The organism is Bradyrhizobium sp. G127 (assembly GCF_021502575.1).
Lineage (GTDB): Bacteria > Pseudomonadota > Alphaproteobacteria > Rhizobiales > Xanthobacteraceae > Afipia.
The window spans coordinates 184,636-202,838 of the sequence record NZ_JAKFGN010000002.1 but is presented as its reverse complement, the minus strand read 5'-3'; the positions used below and the strand labels follow the sequence as shown (position 1 = coordinate 202,838).

Annotated in this window: 17 protein-coding genes; 14 read left to right on the top strand and 3 right to left on the bottom strand. The window is 61.8% G+C overall.

Annotated features, from left to right (window positions below):
- Window positions 1-69 precede the first annotated feature (69 nt).
- Window positions 70-1,023, top strand: a complete 954-nt coding sequence (locus LVY71_RS12875) for an AEC family transporter (RefSeq protein WP_235100277.1) — start codon at window positions 70-72, stop codon at window positions 1,021-1,023.
- 6 nt (window positions 1,024-1,029) lie between these two features.
- On the opposite strand, the gene LVY71_RS12870 is transcribed toward LVY71_RS12875, so the two are convergent.
- Window positions 1,030-1,203, bottom strand: coding sequence for a DUF1328 domain-containing protein (locus LVY71_RS12870; protein WP_235100276.1), 174 nt, complete (start codon window positions 1,201-1,203; stop codon window positions 1,030-1,032).
- A gap of 255 nt (window positions 1,204-1,458) precedes the next feature.
- Between LVY71_RS12870 and LVY71_RS12865 the strand changes: the two genes are divergently transcribed.
- Window positions 1,459-2,136, top strand: a complete 678-nt coding sequence (locus LVY71_RS12865) for a nitroreductase (RefSeq protein WP_235101485.1) — start codon at window positions 1,459-1,461, stop codon at window positions 2,134-2,136.
- A 3-nt stretch (window positions 2,137-2,139) separates the two neighbouring features.
- On the opposite strand, the gene LVY71_RS12860 is transcribed toward LVY71_RS12865, so the two are convergent.
- A complete protein-coding gene (locus LVY71_RS12860) occupies window positions 2,140-3,330 on the bottom strand; it encodes a UbiH/UbiF family hydroxylase (protein WP_235100275.1) in 1,191 nt (396 codons plus the stop codon).
- 135 nt (window positions 3,331-3,465) lie between these two features.
- On the opposite strand from LVY71_RS12860, the gene pcsA reads away from it, so the two are divergent.
- From pcsA to LVY71_RS12845, 3 genes are all read left to right on the top strand, one after another.
- On the top strand, window positions 3,466-4,200 hold the full coding sequence (pcsA, locus tag LVY71_RS12855) for a phosphatidylcholine synthase (protein WP_235100274.1): 735 nt from the start codon (window positions 3,466-3,468) through the stop codon (window positions 4,198-4,200).
- Window positions 4,197-4,943, top strand: a complete 747-nt coding sequence (locus tag LVY71_RS12850) for a TerC family protein (RefSeq protein WP_235100273.1) — start codon at window positions 4,197-4,199, stop codon at window positions 4,941-4,943. Before pcsA ends, LVY71_RS12850 begins: the two co-directional genes overlap by 4 nt.
- 250 nt (window positions 4,944-5,193) lie before the next feature.
- Window positions 5,194-6,168, top strand: coding sequence for a quinone oxidoreductase family protein (locus tag LVY71_RS12845; protein WP_235100272.1), 975 nt, complete (start codon window positions 5,194-5,196; stop codon window positions 6,166-6,168).
- 5 nt (window positions 6,169-6,173) lie between these two features.
- Here the strand turns inward: LVY71_RS12845 and rimO are convergent, their stop codons facing one another.
- The gene (gene rimO, locus LVY71_RS12840) at window positions 6,174-7,499 is read right to left on the bottom strand and encodes a 30S ribosomal protein S12 methylthiotransferase RimO (RefSeq protein WP_235100271.1); all 1,326 of its coding nucleotides are present in this window, start codon (window positions 7,497-7,499) and stop codon (window positions 6,174-6,176) included.
- Between the two features lie 112 nt (window positions 7,500-7,611).
- On the opposite strand from rimO, the gene LVY71_RS12835 reads away from it, so the two are divergent.
- The 9 genes from LVY71_RS12835 (at window position 7,612) to LVY71_RS12795 (ending at window position 18,028) form a co-directional block, all read left to right on the top strand.
- Window positions 7,612-8,202, top strand: a complete 591-nt coding sequence (locus LVY71_RS12835) for an ANTAR domain-containing response regulator (RefSeq protein ID WP_235100270.1) — start codon at window positions 7,612-7,614, stop codon at window positions 8,200-8,202.
- Window positions 8,199-9,374 (top strand): CmpA/NrtA family ABC transporter substrate-binding protein, encoded by a 1,176-nt coding sequence (locus tag LVY71_RS12830; RefSeq protein ID WP_235100269.1) that lies wholly within the window; start codon window positions 8,199-8,201, stop codon window positions 9,372-9,374. The genes LVY71_RS12835 and LVY71_RS12830 overlap by 4 nt, the downstream gene beginning before the upstream one ends.
- Window positions 9,375-9,728: 354 nt before the next feature.
- Window positions 9,729-11,051, top strand: a complete 1,323-nt coding sequence (locus tag LVY71_RS12825) for a CmpA/NrtA family ABC transporter substrate-binding protein (protein WP_235100268.1) — start codon at window positions 9,729-9,731, stop codon at window positions 11,049-11,051.
- Between the two features lie 164 nt (window positions 11,052-11,215).
- Window positions 11,216-12,019, top strand: a complete 804-nt coding sequence (gene ntrB / locus LVY71_RS12820) for a nitrate ABC transporter permease (protein ID WP_235100267.1) — start codon at window positions 11,216-11,218, stop codon at window positions 12,017-12,019.
- A gap of 172 nt (window positions 12,020-12,191) precedes the next feature.
- The gene (locus LVY71_RS12815) at window positions 12,192-12,983 is read left to right on the top strand and encodes an ABC transporter ATP-binding protein (RefSeq protein WP_235100266.1); all 792 of its coding nucleotides are present in this window, start codon (window positions 12,192-12,194) and stop codon (window positions 12,981-12,983) included.
- A 30-nt stretch (window positions 12,984-13,013) separates the two neighbouring features.
- Window positions 13,014-13,439 (top strand): globin family protein, encoded by a 426-nt coding sequence (locus tag LVY71_RS12810; RefSeq protein ID WP_235100265.1) that lies wholly within the window; start codon window positions 13,014-13,016, stop codon window positions 13,437-13,439.
- 11 nt (window positions 13,440-13,450) lie between these two features.
- Window positions 13,451-14,665 (top strand): NAD(P)/FAD-dependent oxidoreductase, encoded by a 1,215-nt coding sequence (locus LVY71_RS12805; protein WP_235100264.1) that lies wholly within the window; start codon window positions 13,451-13,453, stop codon window positions 14,663-14,665.
- A 1-nt stretch (window position 14,666) separates the two neighbouring features.
- Complete coding sequence (locus LVY71_RS12800) at window positions 14,667-16,424, top strand: NirA family protein (RefSeq protein ID WP_235100263.1); 1,758 nt, start codon at window positions 14,667-14,669, stop codon at window positions 16,422-16,424.
- Complete coding sequence (locus tag LVY71_RS12795) at window positions 16,421-18,028, top strand: sulfite reductase subunit alpha (RefSeq protein WP_235100262.1); 1,608 nt, start codon at window positions 16,421-16,423, stop codon at window positions 18,026-18,028. The genes LVY71_RS12800 and LVY71_RS12795 overlap by 4 nt, the downstream gene beginning before the upstream one ends.
- Window positions 18,029-18,203 lie beyond the last annotated feature (175 nt).

Below are 18,203 nucleotides of genomic sequence, written 5' to 3'. Positions count from 1 at the left end.
TCGTGCCGGGTGGCACCCCTGCGCGGGGGCCGGTTTTCCGGCTCGGCCCCGCATGCCAAGCGTATCCCGATGATCGATATTCTGAATCTTGCATTGCCCTATTTCGGGCTGATCTTCATCGGCTACGCCTGCGGCAAGTATAAGCGCCTGCCCGAAGCGGGGCTGGAGTGGATGAACTTTTTCCTGCTCTACGTCTCGCTGCCGGCGCTGTTCTTTCGGACCCTCGCGAGGACGCCGCTCGAGGAATTGAACAATCCGCCGTTCGTGATCGCCACCACGCTCGCGACCGCGAGCGCGTTCTTTCTGTCCATGTTCGGCACAAAGCTGTTCGCGAAGCTCTCGATGCGCGAGTCCGCGATGGCGGGGCTGGGCGGCGGTTATGGCAACATCGGCTATATGGGGCCGGGGCTTGCGCTGGCGACGCTGGGCGCGAAAGCGAACGCGCCGGTCGCGCTGATTTTCTGCTTCGATACGATCTTCCTGTTCACGACCGTGCCGCTACTGATGGTGCTGACCGACGGCGAGCGACGGCCGTTGCTGCCCACGCTGAGGCTGGTCGCGAGACAAATCCTGCTGCATCCGCTGATCGTGGCGTCGTATTTTGGGGTGGCGGTGGCGGCGTTCCATGTGCCGGTGCCGGTCGGACTCGACAACATGTTCCAGTTTCTGCAAAGCGCGGCCGCGCCGGTTGCGCTGTTCGCGCTCGGCGTCACGGTTGCGCTGCGCCCCTTCGAGCGGGTGCCATGGGAAGTGCCCGGCGTGATCGCGGTCAAGTTGATCGCGCATCCGCTGATCGTGTTCGGATTGCTGATCCTGCTCGGACCGTTCCCGCCGGAATGGGCGGCAACAGCGCTGCTACTGGCGTCACTGCCGCCCGCTCTGAACGTGTTCGTGATCGCGCGTCAATATAACACTTGGATCGAGCCGGCCTCGACACTGGTGCTGGTCGGCACCTTCGTGTCGGTCGTGACCCTGACCAGTGTGATGTGGATGATCAAGACCGGTGCGATCGTGTTTCCCTGATACGCGTCACGCTCGAAAGATCGTGAACCCCAAGATTAGCAGGATCAGGAAGATCACGCCGAAGATGTAAAACAAGACGCGGGCGATGTCGGCAGATGCGGCGGAAATACCCGTGAATCCGAGCACGCCCGCGACAATTGAAATCAGAAAGAAGATCAAGGCCCATTTCAGGATCGTCATCGCAAGTCCTCACGTTCTCCGGTCCAATGAACGGCGAAAAATGAAGATGGTTCCAGCCCGGAACATCGGGCGCGGCCACTACAGGGACCGTTGATTCTCAGGTCGACAAACAGGCACGCAACGTGGCACGAGCGATTTCCGAGTTGGATCCAATCAGACATACGGCGTATGTGTTCATATCTTCCATCTTGCTTGACGGTCGATGAACCGCAAGTATTGAAGCTCCTTCAAGCATCACCAGGGAATTTCCGACCCATGCAATTTGATGACGTTATCCTCGGCCGCCGAAGCATTCGCGGATACAAGCCGGATCCGGTACCTATGGCGCTGATTAAGGAAATTATCGCTCTGGCGATGCGCGCTCCGTCATCGATGAACACCCAGCCCTGGAATTTCTACGTCGTCACCGGCGAACCGCTCAATCGCATCCGCGCCGGAAATACCGAGCGGATGCTGGCAGGCGTGCCGCAGTCCCGCGAATTTCGCACGGGCCAGGCATTCGCAGGTCCGCACCGTGAGAGGCAGGTTGGCGTCGCCAAGCAACTGTTCTCCGCCATGGGGATCGCCCGCGATGACAAGGATATGCGCCAGGACTGGGTTCTGCGGGGCTTCCGTCAATTCGACGCGCCTGTCTGCATCATCGTGACTTACGATCGCGTGCTCGACGGCAGCGACGATACGCCCTTCGATTGCGGAGCCGTGGCAACCGCCTTGGTCAATGCCGCCTGGTCTCGTGGGCTGGGGGCCGTGATCAACAGCCAGGGCATCATGCAGTCACCGGTGGTGCGTGAACATGCCGGGATAGCCGACGATCAAGTCATCATGAAAAGCATCGCATTGGGGTGGCCGGATGAAAGCTTCCCGGCAAATGCGGTGGTGTCCGAACGAAAGTCAGTCGAAGAGGCTGCGGTGTTCGTGGGTTTCGACAATTAACCCCTAGCGTCCGCGCCACGATGGCGACAATCCCTCGCGCATTGCGAGGCGGCGGATCGGTCCCACCCGATCCAGCAGATGCATTCCGGCGGCGCGCAGTGATTGCGCGGGCAGGAAATCGCTCAGCAACGTACGGTTCGCCATATCCACCGCGAAGGTGCGGCTGAACACGTCGGCGCGCCGTGCGCGGGCATAGCGCTGCAACACGTCGTCCGCGCCGGGATCGCTGCCCATCGAAAGCGCGTCGCGCACGATATTCGTCAGGTCCGCTGCGTCGCGCAGGCCCATGTTGAGGCCCTGCGCTCCGATCGGCGGGATGACATGAGCCGATTCACCCACCAGCACGATGCGGCCGGCGGCAAGACGGTCAGGAGTTTCGATGGCGAGCGGGAAGACATGACGGCCGGGCGCAATCGTCAGCTTGCCGAAAATGGAGTGCGACTGCTTTTCCAGCGCGAGCGCAAGCTGCTCGTCGTCAAGCGCCTTAAGCCGTTCGGCTTCATCGGGTCTCACCACCCAGACGATGCTGGAGCGCTGGCCGGGCAGCGGCACGAACACGCACGGACCGGATTCAGTGTGAAATTCAGTGGAGCAGTCATGATGCGGCCGCGCGTGCCCGATGTTCAGCGTGAGCGCGGACTGGTTCAACTTGCGCCGCTTGACGCCGATACCTGCTGCTTCCCGGCACAGCGAATGCCGTCCGTCAGCGCCCGCGACCAGCGCGGCGGTAAGCGACTGACCCTGCTTTGTCGTGATGGTGACTGATGACCGTCCGGTGACCACCGATTGCGCCTCGTCATCGATGCGCGTGAGGTTCGGCAGTTCCGCCGCGCGTGCTTCCATCGCGACCAGCAGCAGGCTGTTCTCGATGTTGTATCCAAACGCTTCCAGACCGATTTCGTCGGATGAGAACTTCACCTCAGGGGAACGGATCAGGCGGCGCGTGTCGTCCACCAGCCGCATCACGCGCAGCGCCGCGGCGTGAGCGCTGCAACGGTGCCAGATATCCAGCGATTGCAAAAAGTCCACCGATCCGCCGAGCAGCGCCGTGGTGCGGTTGTCGGCATAGGGCGAGCGGCGCGCGACCAAGGCGGTGCTGACGCCTTCCTGCGCCAGCGCGATGGCGGTGGCGAGGCCGGCGGGTCCGCCGCCAACAACGGCAGCCTGATAGAAGGGGGAAGGACGTTCGGTCATAAGCTATCTATCGCCGGAATTTAACGCTGTCACAATCGATCTGGGCGTCACCCTGAACCGCATTTGAGGCAAATCAGCGTGAGCGAGTTTGGTCGTATATGCAATCGCATGAGAATCCTGATAGTCACAACCCCAATGACTGAGCCGAGCCAACAGGACCAATCTTCGTTTTCTGCCAGAATGCGTGTGCGCGCCTTCGGGGTTCATATCTTCACGGCGCTGGGCGGCGCAATTGCGCTGATCGCTATGCTGGAGGCGGTGAGGGAACACTGGGCCGCGATGTTCGGCTGGCTGGGGCTGGCGCTGCTGATCGACGGTCTCGACGGGCCGCTGGCGCGCCGACTCAATGTCGGCGACGTGCTGCCGAACTGGTCAGGCGACACGCTCGATCTGGTGGTGGATTTTCTCACCTATGTCTTCGTGCCTGCCTATGCGATCACCGCGAGCGGCCTGCTGATCCCGCTGGCGACGCCGCTGCTCGGAGGCGCGATCGTCATTTCCGGCGCGCTGTATTTTTCCGACCGGCGCATGAAGACCCACGACAATCACTTTCGCGGTTTCCCGGCGCTGTGGAACGGTGCGGCGTTCTACCTGTTCCTGCTGAAGCCGCCGGCGGCGGTCGGCAGCATCGCCCTCGCCATTCTCGTGGTGCTTACCTTTGTACCGTTCCACGTCATGCATCCGCTGCGGACCACGCGGTTCCGCAAACTGAATGTCGCGCTGCTGACCGTGTGGGCGATCTTGGCAATGATCGCGATTGCTGCCAATTTCGAAGTGCCGGTTTGGGTCACTGCGGGGCTGTGCGCCATCGGCGTCTATATTCTTCTCAGTGACGTGCTGATCCGATTGATGGGCGGGACTCGCGCATGATGGAATTACTGACCAGCCCGGAAGCCTGGGCCGCCTTGCTGACTCTCACGGCGCTGGAGATCGTTCTCGGCATCGACAACGTGATCTTCCTGTCGGTGATCGTGTCGCGGATTCCGCCCGCGCAGGCGGAGAAGGCGCGCAAGATCGGCCTCGCGCTGGCGCTGATATTCCGAATCGCTCTGCTGAGCGTGCTGGTCTGGCTGATCGGACTGACGCAGCCGGTCTTCACCGTCGGCAAATTTGAACTGTCGTGGCGGGACATCATCCTGCTCGGCGGCGGCCTGTTCTTGATCGCCAAGGCGACTCACGAAATCCACGCCGAGGTCGAGGCGCGGGACGACGAGGGCGACGCCAAGCCGAAAGCCGGTGCATTTTTTTGGGTTATCGTGCAGATCATCGTCATCGATCTTGTCTTCTCGCTGGACTCGATCATCACCGCGATCGGGATGGCGCAGGATCTGGAAATCATGATCGCGGCGGTCGTGATCGCGGTCGGCGTTATGTATGTGTCATCCGGGCCGGTGGCATCATTCGTGGCCGAGCATCCAACCACGAAGATGCTCGCGCTGGCGTTCCTGGTGCTGATCGGTGTCGCGCTGGTTGCGGACGGCGCCCACTTCCACATTCCGCGCTCGTTCATCTATGTCGCGATCTGCTTCTCAGCGGCGGTCGAGGCTTTCAACATCATGGCCAAACGCAACCGCAGGAAGCACGTAAAAAACGAGAGCATTCAGGAAGGCTAAACCTTGCGGCTTTCGTCCGCGTTGACAATTGCAGTCCGATAGACTTCGCTCCCGCCTAGTAGTCCAATTCTCACATTCGCATCCCATTTCAGCGATATTCCTGCGAATGTGAGAATTGATGGACCACTAGCAAATTTGGGTTTCTAGTGGAGTTTCAGATTTGACATTGGCTTGGCGGGATCGCGGCTAGCTGCTAGCGAATGTCAGATCCACTCCACTAGGTCTTTCAAGAAAAAGCTCGGGAGAAACCATGACCAAGGCTGTGCGCGTCCACCAGGTGGGCGGTCCGGAAGTAATGATCTATGAGGACGTGGATGTGCCTGCACCGGGTAACGGCGAGGTTCGTATCCGCCAGCGCGCCATCGGTCTGAATTTCATCGATGTCTATTTCCGCAACGGCCTCTATAAGGCGCCTAGCCTGCCGTTCATCGTCGGCAACGAAGCGTCGGGCGAGGTGGTTTCGGTTGGTCCCGGCGTCACCAATTTTCACCCTGGCGACCGCGTGGCGTACTATTTCAACCTCGGCGGCTACGCGACCGAGCGTAACATTCCCGCCGACAAGCTGGTGAAGCTGCCGGATCAAATAACCGACGAGCAGGCCGCGGTGTTGATGCTCAAGGGGTTGACGGTCTGGTATCTGCTGCACAAGACCTTCAAGGTCGAACCAGGCCATCGCGTTCTGATCCATGCCGCGGCTGGCGGCATCGGATTACTGGCCTGCCAGTGGGCGAAGGCCTTGGGTGCGAACGTCATTGGCACCGTCGGCACGGAAGAGAAGGCCAAGCTGGCGTTGGCAAATGGCTGCGATCACGTCATTCTTTACAAAAAGGAAGACTTCGCTGAGCGCGTGAAGCAGATCAGCCGGGGCGAATTGTGCGACGTGGTTTATGACGGCGTCGGCAAGGACACCTTCGCCGGATCGCTGAAATCACTCAGGCCGCGCGGGTTGTTTGTGTCGTTCGGCAATGCGTCGGGACCGGTGCCGCCGTTCTCCATTGCAGAGTTGAACAATCACGGCTCGCTGTTCGCGACCCGTCCGAAACTCAACGACTATGTCGGCACCCGCAGCGAATTGATCGAAGGCGCCGACGCAATATTTGCCGCCGTGCTCAGCGGCACGCTGCATGTGCCGATCAATCACGCCTATGCGCTGAAGGATGCGCAGAAGGCGCATCGCGATCTCGAAAGCCGTGTCACCACGGGATCGTCGATTTTGAAGCCGTAAATTTCCTAGAACCCCGCCACGGTCCCGTGCAGGTCGTACTGATCTGCGCGGTCGATCTTTGCGGTGACGATGTCGCCGACCTTGAGCGGGCGGCGGCTCGAGACGTAAACATTGCCATCGATCTGCGGCGCGTCGGCCTTCGAGCGGCCCTTCGAGACGGTCGGGCCGACTTCGTCGATGATGATCTGCTGTCGCGTGCCGACTTTTCGTTTCAGCCGCTGCGCGGAAATCTTCTGCTGCCGCGCCATCAGTGCATTCCAGCGCGCGGTCTTGATCTCGTCCGGCACCGGGTTCTCGATGGTGTTGGAGGTCGCGCCCGCCACCGGTTCGTACTTGAAGCAGCCGAGACGATCGATCTGCGCTTCGTCCAGCCAATCGAGCAGATACTGGAAATCGGAATCCGTTTCGCCGGGGAAGCCGACGATGAAGGTCGAACGCAGCGTGAGGTCTGGACATTCCTCGCGCCACTTCTTGATGCGATTGAGTGTCTTGTCCTGCGCGGCGGGGCGGCGCATCTGCTTCAGCACATCCGGGGCGGCATGCTGGAACGGAATGTCGAGATAAGGAAGTATCTTGCCTTCGGTCATCAGGCTGATGACCTCGTCGACATGCGGGTAGGGGTAGACGTACTGCAGCCGGACCCATGCGCCGAGTTCGCCGAGTTCGCGTGACAGGTCGAAAAATTTTGCGCGGACCTCGCGGTCCTTCCACGGACCGGCAGCATACTTCAGATCGATGCCGTAAGCCGACGTGTCCTGCGACACCACCAGCAGTTCCTTCACGCCGGCGGCGACCAGCTTCTCGGCCTCGCGCAACACGTCGTTAGCCGGGCGCGACACCAGATCTCCGCGCAGTTTCGGAATGATGCAGAAGGTGCAGCGGTTGTTGCAGCCTTCGGAAATCTTCAGATAGGCATAATGGCGCGGCGTCAGCTTGATACCCTGCGGCGGCACCAGATCGAGATGCGGGTTGTGCAATGGCGGCAGCGCGCGATGCACCGCATCCAGCACGCTCTCGTATTGCTGGGGCCCAGTGATCGACAGCACGTTTGGATAGGCTTTCTCGATCTGTTCGGGTTCCGCGCCCATGCAGCCGGTAACGATGACCTTGCCGTTCTCGGCCATGGCCTCGCCGATGGCCCCCAGCGATTCCTGTTTGGCGCTGTCGAGGAACCCGCAGGTGTTGACGATCACCAGATCCGCGCCGTCGTGCTTGCGCGCAAGCTCATAGCCTTCGGCGCGCAGGCGCGTGATGATCCGCTCGGAATCCACCAGCGCCTTGGGGCATCCAAGCGACACAAAGCTGACTTTTGGGGCGACGCCCTGTTCCATACCACCACCTGTCGGGAGAGCGCATCAGCTATCCCCGATCCTGTACAAATACAAGGCTTTAAGCCTGGCGCGTGCGCATGCTAAGGTCGCTCTGCCGGAATGCAGGGATTGAATGGTCGCGGATTCGTCGTTCAAGATCGTCATCGTTGACGAAAGCCCGATCAGAGCCGCCATCCTGAAAGAGGGATTGCGTGATGCTGGCTTTGCCAGCGTCGAACACATCAGTGAAATGCACAACCTGCTGGCGCGGATCTATCGCATTGATCCCGACGTCATTCTGATCGACCTTGAGAACCCCAGCCGCGACGTTCTGGAACAGATGTTCCAGGTCAGCCGGGTGGTCCGCCGTCCCATTGCGATGTTCGTTGACCAGAGCGACGCCAGCTCCATTCAGGACGCGGTGGAAGCCGGCGTGTCGGCCTATATCGTCGACGGCCTCAAGAAAGAGCGCATCAAGCCGGTGCTCGATCTCTGCATTTCCCGGTTCAACGCCTTCGCAAAGCTGCAGGACGAACTCGATCGCACCAAGTCGGCGCTGGAGGACCGCAAGATTCTCGACCGCGCCAAGGGACTGCTGATGAAAGCGAAGGGCCTGACGGAAGAGGAGGCCTACGTGCTGATCCGCTCGACGGCCATGCGCGAGAAAAAGAAGATCGGCGAAATAGCGCAATCGATCATTACCGCGGCGGAGTTGCTGAAATGACGGACACACCGCTAAGGATTGGATTCATTCCGCTGGTCGATGCGGCGGCGCTGATCGTCGCCGTGGACAAGGGTTTCACCGCCGCCGAAGGCCTCGACGTCACGCTGGCGCGTGAGGTGTCATGGTCGAACGTGCGCGACAAGCTCAATATCGGTCTGTTCGACGCGGCGCATCTGCTGGCGCCTGTGGCGATTGCATCGACGCTCGGTCTCTCGCAGGTCAAGGTGCCGATCGTCGCCTCGTTCAATCTCGGCCTCAACGGCAATGCGATCACGGTGTCGCCAGCGCTGCACGCTGCGATCATGGCCGAAGCTGATGGCGATCCCGCAAATCCCATGGTGACGGCGAAGGCGCTGGCGCGCGTCGTCGCGGCGAGGCGCAAGAGCGGCGCTGATCCGCTCACCTTCGGCATGACGTTCCCGTTCTCGACGCACAATTACCAGTTGCGGTTCTGGATGGCCGCTGGCGGCGTCGATCCTGATGAGGATGTGCGGCTGGTGGTGCTGCCGCCGCCGTACATGGTCGAAAGCCTCGTCAACGGTCACGTCGATGCGTTCTGTGTCGGCGCCCCGTGGAATTCGGTCGCGGTCGACCTCGGCGTCGGTCACATCCTGCATTTCGTTTCCGACATTCTGGAGCGCGCGGCGGAAAAGGTTCTGGCGGTGCGGGAGAAGTGGTCGCTGGAACATCCGGAAGTGCTCGCGAAGCTGACGCGGGCGCATGGCCGCGCCGCCGACTTCATCGAGAACCCCGCCAATCGCGGGGAGGTGTCGCGCATCCTCGGCGCGCCGGAACGCATCGGGGTCGATCCCGAAGTGATCCAGCGCACGCTCGACGGCCGCCTGAAAATCTCGCCGGACGGTACGTTCCGCGAAAGCGGCCGCTATCTGCTGGTCGGGCGCGAGGGTGCTGCGCGGCCCGATCCGGTGCAGGCGGCCTGGCTCTATGCCCAGATGGTCCGCTGGGGGCAGGCGGCCTATTCGCAGGAGGCGCTGGAGACGGCCAGAAAGGTGTTCAGGCCCGATCTTTATGACGCCGCGTTGGGAGCGTCCGCACGGCCGGCCCATATCGTCAGGGACGGCGTAGGGGCGTTCGACGGCGCTCCGTTTGATCCCGCGAACATCGCTGCGCATCTGGCCTCGGTGACCATCAAGCGGCCCCCGCCCAAATAGCGAATTTAGGTTCAAATTTGCGTGCCTAAATTTTGCGCGACGCACACACAGTAGGCATTTGCCGCCTGTAGAGGCCGAGGCGCGCGCTGGCCAAGCGAAGGCGTTCTTTCAAACGATTGTAAATACTGGATTTGGTGCGCCGCACCCGGCTGGCACGATCCTTGAATAGCTATTCGCAGGCCGCGACGACGGCCAGAGGGTCCATCGATGGCCCAAGCAGCAAAGCCGCTGTCCCGACGACTACGCATCCGCGTGTCTCGGGCGCGGCTTTTGCTTTTTGGGCCCGGGGGACCGGGCGTTACGCGGCGAATGGACAGTTCAGACAGCGACACGGTCGAAAGGACGACAGACACGATGGCTACCAAACAGGGCAAGGATGGAATGATGGGCCGCAAGATGAGCCGCCGCGCGTTGCTCAAGGCCGGTGCGGGCACGGCGGCGCTTCTGGCAGCTGCAAAACTGAACTTCCCGGCCGGCGCCTTTGCGCAGACGGCTGGACCGGAAGTGACCAAGGCGATCTTCGGTTACATCGCGCTGATGGACGCCTCGCCGCTGGTGATCGCGAAGGAGAAGGGGATCTTCGCCAAGCACGGTGTGCCTGATGTCGAGGTCAACAAGCAGGCCTCGTGGGGCGCGACGCGCGACAACCTCTTGCTCGGTGGCGAGAAGAACGGCATCGATGGCGCGCACATCCTGACGCCGATGCCCTATCTGATTTCCGCCGGCAAGGTGACGCAGAACAACGTACCGACGCCGATGTACATCCTGGCGCGCCTCAATCTCGACGCGCAGGCGATCTCGGTTTCCAACGAATACAAGGATCTCAAGGTCACCGCGGACGCGTCCGCGCTGAAGGAAGCTTTCGCCAAGAAGAAGGCCGAAGGCAAGGAAGTGAAGGTCGCGATGACCTTCCCCGGCGGGACCCACGACCTATGGATTCGCTACTGGCTCGCGGCCGGCGGCATCGATCCCGACAAGGACGTCTCGACTATCGTCGTTCCGCCGCCGCAGATGGTGGCAAATATGAAGGTCGGCAACATGGACGCCTTCTGCGTCGGTGAACCGTGGGGCGAACAGCTGGTCAATCAGGGCATCGGCTTTTCAGCATGTTCGACCGGCGAAATCTGGTCGAAGCATCCGGAAAAGGCGCTCGGTATTCGCGCCGAATACGCCGACAAATATCCGAAGGCGACGCAGGCCATTCTCATGGCGGTTATGGAAGCCCAGCAGTGGTGCGACAAGCCCGCCAACCGCGCCGAAATGTCCGAGATCGTCGGCCGTCGTCAGTGGTTCAATGTGCCGGTCGCCGACATCATCGGCCGCGCCAACGGCGACATCAACTACGGCAACGGCCGCGTCGAGAAGGGCACCAAGCAGTTCATGAAGTTCTGGCAGGACCACGCGTCCTATCCGTTCAAGAGCCATGACGCCTGGTTCGTCACCGAAGACATTCGCTGGGGCAAGTTCGAGCCGACCACGGACGTCAAGGCCTTGGTCGACAAGGTCAACCGCGAGGACATCTGGCGGTCGGCGGCGAAGGCACTCGGCGTTGCGGCGGCTGACGTTCCGGCGACCTCGTCGCGCGGCAAGGAAACCTTTTTCGACGGCAAGGTTTTCGATCCGGAAAATCCGTCCGCGTATCTCAAGAGTCTCACGATCAAGCGTATCGAAGCCTGAGAACCTGCGGGCCGCTCCAAGCAGGGGCGGCCTCGCACTTAACGCAACCGAGGCCTCTCATGAACATGCCGCTCGTCAAAACGACCAGTCCCCTTCCGACAACGACACCGTCGCAGGCTTCGACCGCGGCAGTTCTTTCGCTGCCAAGGTCATCCCGGAGCTTTATGACGGACATGCTGCTTCCGAATTTGCGCGCGCTAGCCGCTCGCGTCATCCCGCCGATCATCATGCTCACACTGATCTTCGGCATCTGGCAAATTCTATGCATGAAGCCCGGCGCGACGCTGCCGTCGCCGTCGCGCATCTGGTCCGACGCCAAGGACCTGATCGTCGATCCGTTCTTCGTCACCGGCCCGCAGGACATCGGTCTGGGCTGGCGTGTGCTGACATCCTTGCAGCGCGTCGCCGTCGGCTTCGGTTTGGCGAGCATCGTCGGTGTGCTGGTCGGCGCTGTGATCGGTCAGTCGATTTGGGCGATGCGCGGTCTCGATCCGATCTTCCAGGTGCTGCGCACCGTGCCGCCGCTGGCCTGGCTGCCAATCTCGCTGGCCGCGTTCCGCGACAGCAATCCGTCGGCGATCTTCGTGATCTTCATCACCTCGATCTGGCCGATCATCATCAACACCGCGGTTGGCATCCGCAACATCCCGCAGGATTATCGCAACGTCGCCGCCGTGGTGCGGCTCAACCAGCTCGAGTTCTTCTGGAAGATCATGATCCCGTCGGCGGCGCCGTACATTTTCACTGGCCTGCGCATAGGCATCGGCCTGTCGTGGCTCGCCATCGTTGCGGCTGAAATGCTCACCGGCGGCGTCGGCATCGGCTTCTTCATCTGGGACGCGTGGAATTCATCGCGGCTGTCCGACATCTTCGTGGCGCTCGCCTACATCGGCATCGTCGGATTTGTGCTCGATCGCATTGTCGCCTTCGTCGGCAATATCGCGACACGCGGCGTGCAGGCAAGCTAGTGATCCGGTTCTGACATTCGTATCGTATCCTTCGCGGACGCCTTTACGAATGTCAGAACCAAAGGATCACTAGAACCATAGTTTGCTAGTGTCCTTTCGTATCCGACGTTCGCTCGGAAGGCGCTGCAAAGTGAGGCGAACGTCGGATACGGGACACTAGTGGAGAATGACAATGGCTTATCTTCAACTCGATCACATCGACAAGGTGTTCACCCGCGGTTCGACCCAGAGCGAAGTCCTGAAGGACATCAATCTGACCGTGGAGCAGGGCGACTACGTTTCGATCATCGGCCACTCCGGATGCGGCAAGTCCACGCTGCTCAACATCGTCGCCGGGCTCACCAACGCGACCCAGGGCGGTGTGCTGCTCGAAGGCCGCGAGGTGAATTCGCCCGGACCGGACCGCGCGGTTGTGTTCCAGAACCACAGCCTGCTGCCGTGGCTGACGGTCTATGACAACGTTCGTCTCGGCGTCGACAAGGTGTTCGGATCGAGCAAGAGCCGCGCCGAGCGCGACGAATGGGTACTGCACAATCTCAACCTCGTGCAAATGACCCACGCCAAGGACAAGCGGCCATCGGAAATTTCCGGTGGCATGAAGCAGCGCGTCGGCATTGCGCGTGCGCTGGCGATGGAGCCGAAGGTGCTGCTGCTCGACGAGCCGTTCGGCGCGCTGGACGCGCTGACCCGCGCCCATCTTCAGGACTCGGTGATGGCGCTGCATCAGAAGCTCAACAACACGGTGATGATGATCACCCACGACGTCGACGAGGCCGTGCTGCTGTCGGACCGCATCGTGATGATGACCAACGGCCCGAGTGCTCGGATCGGCGAGGTGCTCGAAGTGCCGCTGCCGCATCCGCGCAAGCGGCTCGAACTGGCTTCCAACCCGATCTACCTCAAGTGCCGGCAGCGTGTGCTCGAATTCCTCTACGAACGGCAGCGTTTCGTCGAGGCGGCGTGAATCAGGATTGAAACGAAAGGAGTAGACACCATGACTCCCGCTCAAGTTTCACTTGTTCAGGACAGTTTTGCCAAGGTCGTTCCGATCGCCGATCAGGCGGCGGAAATTTTCTACGGCCGTCTTTTCGAGATCGCACCGCAGGTCAAGCCGCTGTTCAAGGGCGACATGGCCAAGCAGCGCCGCGCGCTGATGGGCACGCTGGGCGTGGTGGTCAACGGCCTTTCCGACCTGCCGTCGGTTCTGCCGGCGGCGAGCGTGCTCGCCAAGAAGCACGTCAGCTATGGTGTCGAGGCGGCGCACTATCCCGTGGTTGGCGCCGCACTGCTGTGGACGCTTGAAAAGGGGCTTGGCGAGGCATGGACGCCTGAGGTTGCCGGCGCCTGGACCGATGCCTACGGCACCTTGTCGGGCTTCATGGTCAGCGAGGCTTACGGCCAGCAGGCGGCCGCGGAATAGGGGGCATAGCCGTGAGCGAACCTCTAGTCATCATCGGCAACGGCATGGCGGCAGCGCGCCTTGTCGAGGAAATGGCGAAGCGCGCGTTGGGCCGCTATGCCATCGCCGTGATCGGTGACGAGCCGCGGCTGGCCTATAACCGCGTGCTTTTGTCGTCGGTGCTGGCAGGCGAGGCGACCTCGCAGGAGATCGAGTTGAAGTCCGCCGCGTGGTGGCGCGATCGCGGCGTGACCGTCACCTACGGCTGTGCGGCGAGCGCGGTGGACCTCGCCACACGTCGGGTGCATCTCGCCAATGGCGCGGAGGTGCCGTTCTCTAAGCTGGTGTTTGCGACCGGCTCGACGCCGCTGCGGTTGCCAGTCCCCGGCTCCGATCTTGAAGGCGTTCACACCTTTCGTGATAGCCGCGATGTCGATCGGCTGCTCGCGCTCGCAGACACCAAGGCTCGCGTCGTGGTGGTCGGAGGCGGACTGCTCGGGCTGGAAGCGGCTTACGGTCTGGCAAAAGCCGGATCGAAGGTCACGCTACTGCACCTGATGGACCGGCTGATGGAGCGGCAGCTCGACGGGCCAGCCGCTGCGCTGCTCAAGCGCCTTGTGGAGATGAAGGGTGTCGAGGTGCTGCTCGGCGCGAACACTAGGCAGATTCTCGGTACCGAAAGGGTTGAAGGCATCGAACTGGCCGACGGACACACCGTCGCGACCGACGCCGTCGTGTTCGCGGCCGGTATCCGCCCGAACGTCGCGCTGGCGAAACAGGCCGGCGTGCCGGTCAATCGCGGGATCGTGGTCGACGACCAGCTCCGCACCGGCAGCGAGAACATCTATGCGCTCGGCGAATGCGCCGAGCATCGCGGTACCTGCTACGGCCTGGTCGAGCCGGCCTATGAGCAGGCTCGCGTGCTCGCCGATCATCTGGCCGACGGCGCCAGGGATTATTCCGGCAGCGTCGTCGCCACCAACTTGAAGGTCTCAGGAGTCAGCGTGTTTTCGGCCGGCGATTTCCTTGCCGCCGACGACAGCGAAACCCTCGTGTTCAACGATGAACGGCGGGGCACGTACAAGAAGCTTGTGGTGGCGGACGGCCGCCTCAGGGGAGCGGTGCTGGTGGGCGACACCCAGGATGCACTTTGGTATCTCGAATTGATCAGGACAACGGCGTCCATCGAAGCGATTCGCGGCGACATCATGTTCGGCCGCGCCATCGCACAACCGAAGGCCGCATAAGATGTCCGGTGATTTCTCTCCTGACCAGAAGCGTTACCTCGAAGGCTTTGTCTCCGGCCTAAGCGCATCGCGCGTGGCCCGGACCAATGCCCCAGCAAAATCCGAGCCGGTCGGACCCGACGCCGTCCATTTCAAGGCGCAGGACCGTGTTGTCGCGGCCGGCGGCAAGCTGGTCGATCAGGAGAAATGGAAGCGCGAGGAACATCCGTTCGATGCCTATTCGCGTCTTGTCAGGCAGGCAGAACACAACGAGGCGCCGAAACCGGCGGACAATTTCCGCTGGCGCTACTACGGTATCTTCTACGTCGCGCCGACGCAGTCGTCCTACATGTGCCGGATGCGGATTCCCAACGGCATCCTCAAGCACTGGCAGTTCGCCAGCATTGCCGATCTCGCCGAGAACTTCGCCGGCCCCTATGCCCATGTGACAACGCGCGCCAATCTTCAGCTCCGAGAGATCGAGCCGAAGAACGCGATCAATATCATCGAGGGGTTGCAGGATCTCGGCCTGTGCTCGCGCGGCTCCGGCGCGGATAACATCCGCAACGTCACCGGCACATCGACGGCGGGCATCGATCCGCAGGAACTGCTGGATACGCGGCCTTTCGCCAGGGCGTGGCACTATCACATCCTGAACGAGCGGGCTCTGTACGGGCTGCCGCGCAAATTCAACGTCGCGTTCGATGGAGCGGGGCGCATCGCGACGTTGGAAGAAACCAATGACATTGCCTTTCAGGCAGTTGATGTGCGCGAAGGCTTTGGCGTCGAGCCCGGCATCTATTTCCGCCTCGCGCTCGGCGGCATCACCGGCCACAAGGATTTCGCCCGTGATACCGGTGTGATCCTCAAGCCGAATGACGCCATTGGCCTCGCCGACGTCATCGTCCGCGTCTTCATCGAGAACGGCGACCGCACCAACCGCAACAAGTCGCGGCTGAAGTATGTGCTCGACTCCTGGGGCTTCGACAAGTTTCTTTCAGTCGTCGAGGAGCGGTTGGGGCGCAAGCTGGCACGCGTGCCGGCAGAGGCCATCGCGCCGCGTCCGGCCTATGACCGGCTCGCCCATATCGGCGTCCATCCGCAGAAACAGGCGGGCCTGAACTGGATCGGCGTTGCGCTGAAACTCGGTCGCCTGTTGCCGGAGCAGATCCGCGGCCTGGCGAAACTCGCCGCCGATTTTGGCGACGGTGATATTCGCCTCACGGTCTGGCAGAACCTGCTGATTTCCGGCGTCGCAGACGCCAATGTCGCCACCGTCGTGGCCGCCATTGAGGCGCTCGGGCTTGCCGCGGCGACGTCGACGCTTCGCGCGGGCCTGATCGCCTGCACCGGAGCCACTGGCTGCCGCTTCGCTGCTGCCCACACCAAGGAGAACGCCGACGAGATCGCTGCGTGGTGCGAAGATCGCGTGCCGCTGGAAACGCCGGTCAACATTCATCTCACGGGCTGTCACCATTCCTGCGCGCAGCATTATATCGGCGACATCGGCCTGATCGGCGCGCGGGTGCCGATCAACGATGACGGCGATACGGTCGCGGGCTATCACGTCTATGTCGGCGGCGGTTTCGGTCCCGAAGCCGCGATTGCCCGCGAGTTGATCCAGAATGTGAGGGCCGAGAACGCGCCGCAGGCCATCGAACGCGTGTTGAAAGCCTATGTTGCCAATCGTGCATCCAGCGACGAGACATTCCTCGGCTTCGCCAGCCGTTACGATGTCGATGCACTGCGCCAGCTGATCGGCCAGGGAGTCGCGGCATGAACCAGATGTCCCCAGCGCCGAACTTCGAGATCATTCCCGAGACCGCTCCGTTTTCGCCGGAGCAGCGCTCGTGGCTGAATGGCTTTTTCGCCGGACTCGTCTCGCTCGATAACGCCGTAACACCGCTGTCGCCGGAGCAGGGCGCGGCGGTGATGAAGGAAGCCACCGGCGATGGCGACGACGGCGAAGCGCCGTGGCACGACCAGACCATGCCGATCGCCGAGCGCATGAAACTAGCCGAGGGCCGGCCGCTGCGGCGGCGCATGATGGCGGCGATGGCGCAGCAGGATTGCGGCCAGTGCGGCTACAACTGTCACGATTATTCCGAGGTGATTGCCAACAAGAGTGAGGCACGGCTCAACCTCTGCGTTCCGGGCGGTAAGGAAACCGCGCGGATGCTTAAGTCTCTGTACGAAGAACTGGACAAGACACCCGCCGCGGTGGTGCCAGCAATACCCGCGCCAGGCGTCGCAGCTGCATCCGCCGGAGAAGCAGGCCGCTCGCGTGATAATCCGGCGAAGGCATCGTTCCTTTCGCGCCGTCTGCTCAACAAGTCCGGCTCTGACAAAGAGACCTGGCATATCGAGTTCGATCTGGAACAGGCCGGTCTCGATTACGTTGTCGGCGATTCCTTCGGCGTGTTCGCGCGCAACGATCTCGGCCTTGTGGATCAGATCATCGCCATGCTGGGCGCATCGCACATGACGGAGATCAACGGCAAGCCGTTGCGCGACGTGTTGCTCAACGATGTATCGCTATCGCCCGCACCCGATACGCTGTTCGAACTCATCTCCTTCGTCACCGGGGGTGCTCAACGCGAAAAGGCGCGGGCGCTGGCTCATGGTGACGATCCGGACGGCGATGCCGCCAATCTCGACGTGCTGGCAGCGCTGCAAAAATTCTCTGGCGTGCGTCCGCATCCCGAGGCCTTCATTGAAGCGCTGGAGCCGTTGCAGCCGCGGCTCTATTCGATCTCGTCATCGAACAACGCCACGCCGGGGCGATTGTCGCTGACCGTCGATGCGGTGCGTTATGTGATCGGCAAGCGCAAGCGTCTCGGCTTGGCGTCAACGTTTCTGGCCGAACGCATCAATCCCGGCGACCAGCTTGACGTTTATGTGCAGAAGGCCCATGGCTTCGGCCTGCCGCAGGATCCGAACACGCCCATCATTATGATCGGTCCCGGCACCGGCATCGCGCCATTCCGCGCCTTCCTGCACGACAGGCAGGCGACGAAAGCGCCGGGCCGCAACTGGCTATTCTTCGGCCATCAGCGCAGCGATTACGACTTCTTCTACGCCGACGAGTTGAACGCCATGAAGGCGTCCGGTGTGCTGACGCGGCTGTCGCTGGCATGGTCGCGCGACGGCGCGGAAAAGTTCTACGTGCAGGATCGCATGCGCGAGGTCGGACGCGAGTTGTGGACGTGGCTGGCCGACGGCGCGCATGTCTATGTCTGCGGCGACGCCAAGCGGATGGCGAAGGATGTCGAGCGCGCGCTGGTGGACATCGCCGCGCAGTTCGGCGCGCGTACCACCGACGAGGCAATCGCCTATGTGGCCGATCTGAAGAAGAAGGGCCGCTACCAGCAGGACGTCTATTGATGACGAAGGGGAGCGGAACGCGTATTTTGACGGAGATGGTTCGTTCTCTGCCGAGCATCTCGGGAGGAATTTTCTCTCTCGGAAGGCGGGCGGAGGCAACTTTATCGTCTTTTGCCAAGGCTCCTTGTAACCCTCTGACAAAGCGCCACTATATCGCATGTCATGATCGACTGGA

What these genes read in the sequence shown, in the direction of transcription:
- LVY71_RS12875 (WP_235100277.1), top strand. Translation starts at nt 70, where the DNA reads ATGATCGATATTCTGAATCTTGCATTGCCCTATTTCGGGCTGATCTTC.
- LVY71_RS12870 (WP_235100276.1), bottom strand. Translation starts at nt 1,203, where the DNA reads ATGACGATCCTGAAATGGGCCTTGATCTTCTTTCTGATTTCAATTGTC.
- LVY71_RS12865 (WP_235101485.1), top strand. Translation starts at nt 1,459, where the DNA reads ATGCAATTTGATGACGTTATCCTCGGCCGCCGAAGCATTCGCGGATAC.
- LVY71_RS12860 (WP_235100275.1), bottom strand. Translation starts at nt 3,330, where the DNA reads ATGACCGAACGTCCTTCCCCCTTCTATCAGGCTGCCGTTGTTGGCGGC.
- pcsA (WP_235100274.1), top strand. Translation starts at nt 3,466, where the DNA reads ATGACTGAGCCGAGCCAACAGGACCAATCTTCGTTTTCTGCCAGAATG.
- LVY71_RS12850 (WP_235100273.1), top strand. Translation starts at nt 4,197, where the DNA reads ATGATGGAATTACTGACCAGCCCGGAAGCCTGGGCCGCCTTGCTGACT.
- LVY71_RS12845 (WP_235100272.1), top strand. Translation starts at nt 5,194, where the DNA reads ATGACCAAGGCTGTGCGCGTCCACCAGGTGGGCGGTCCGGAAGTAATG.
- rimO (WP_235100271.1), bottom strand. Translation starts at nt 7,499, where the DNA reads ATGGAACAGGGCGTCGCCCCAAAAGTCAGCTTTGTGTCGCTTGGATGC.
- LVY71_RS12835 (WP_235100270.1), top strand. Translation starts at nt 7,612, where the DNA reads ATGGTCGCGGATTCGTCGTTCAAGATCGTCATCGTTGACGAAAGCCCG.
- LVY71_RS12830 (WP_235100269.1), top strand. Translation starts at nt 8,199, where the DNA reads ATGACGGACACACCGCTAAGGATTGGATTCATTCCGCTGGTCGATGCG.
- LVY71_RS12825 (WP_235100268.1), top strand. Translation starts at nt 9,729, where the DNA reads ATGGCTACCAAACAGGGCAAGGATGGAATGATGGGCCGCAAGATGAGC.
- ntrB (WP_235100267.1), top strand. Translation starts at nt 11,216, where the DNA reads ATGACGGACATGCTGCTTCCGAATTTGCGCGCGCTAGCCGCTCGCGTC.
- LVY71_RS12815 (WP_235100266.1), top strand. Translation starts at nt 12,192, where the DNA reads ATGGCTTATCTTCAACTCGATCACATCGACAAGGTGTTCACCCGCGGT.
- LVY71_RS12810 (WP_235100265.1), top strand. Translation starts at nt 13,014, where the DNA reads ATGACTCCCGCTCAAGTTTCACTTGTTCAGGACAGTTTTGCCAAGGTC.
- LVY71_RS12800 (WP_235100263.1), top strand. Translation starts at nt 14,667, where the DNA reads ATGTCCGGTGATTTCTCTCCTGACCAGAAGCGTTACCTCGAAGGCTTT.
- LVY71_RS12795 (WP_235100262.1), top strand. Translation starts at nt 16,421, where the DNA reads ATGAACCAGATGTCCCCAGCGCCGAACTTCGAGATCATTCCCGAGACC.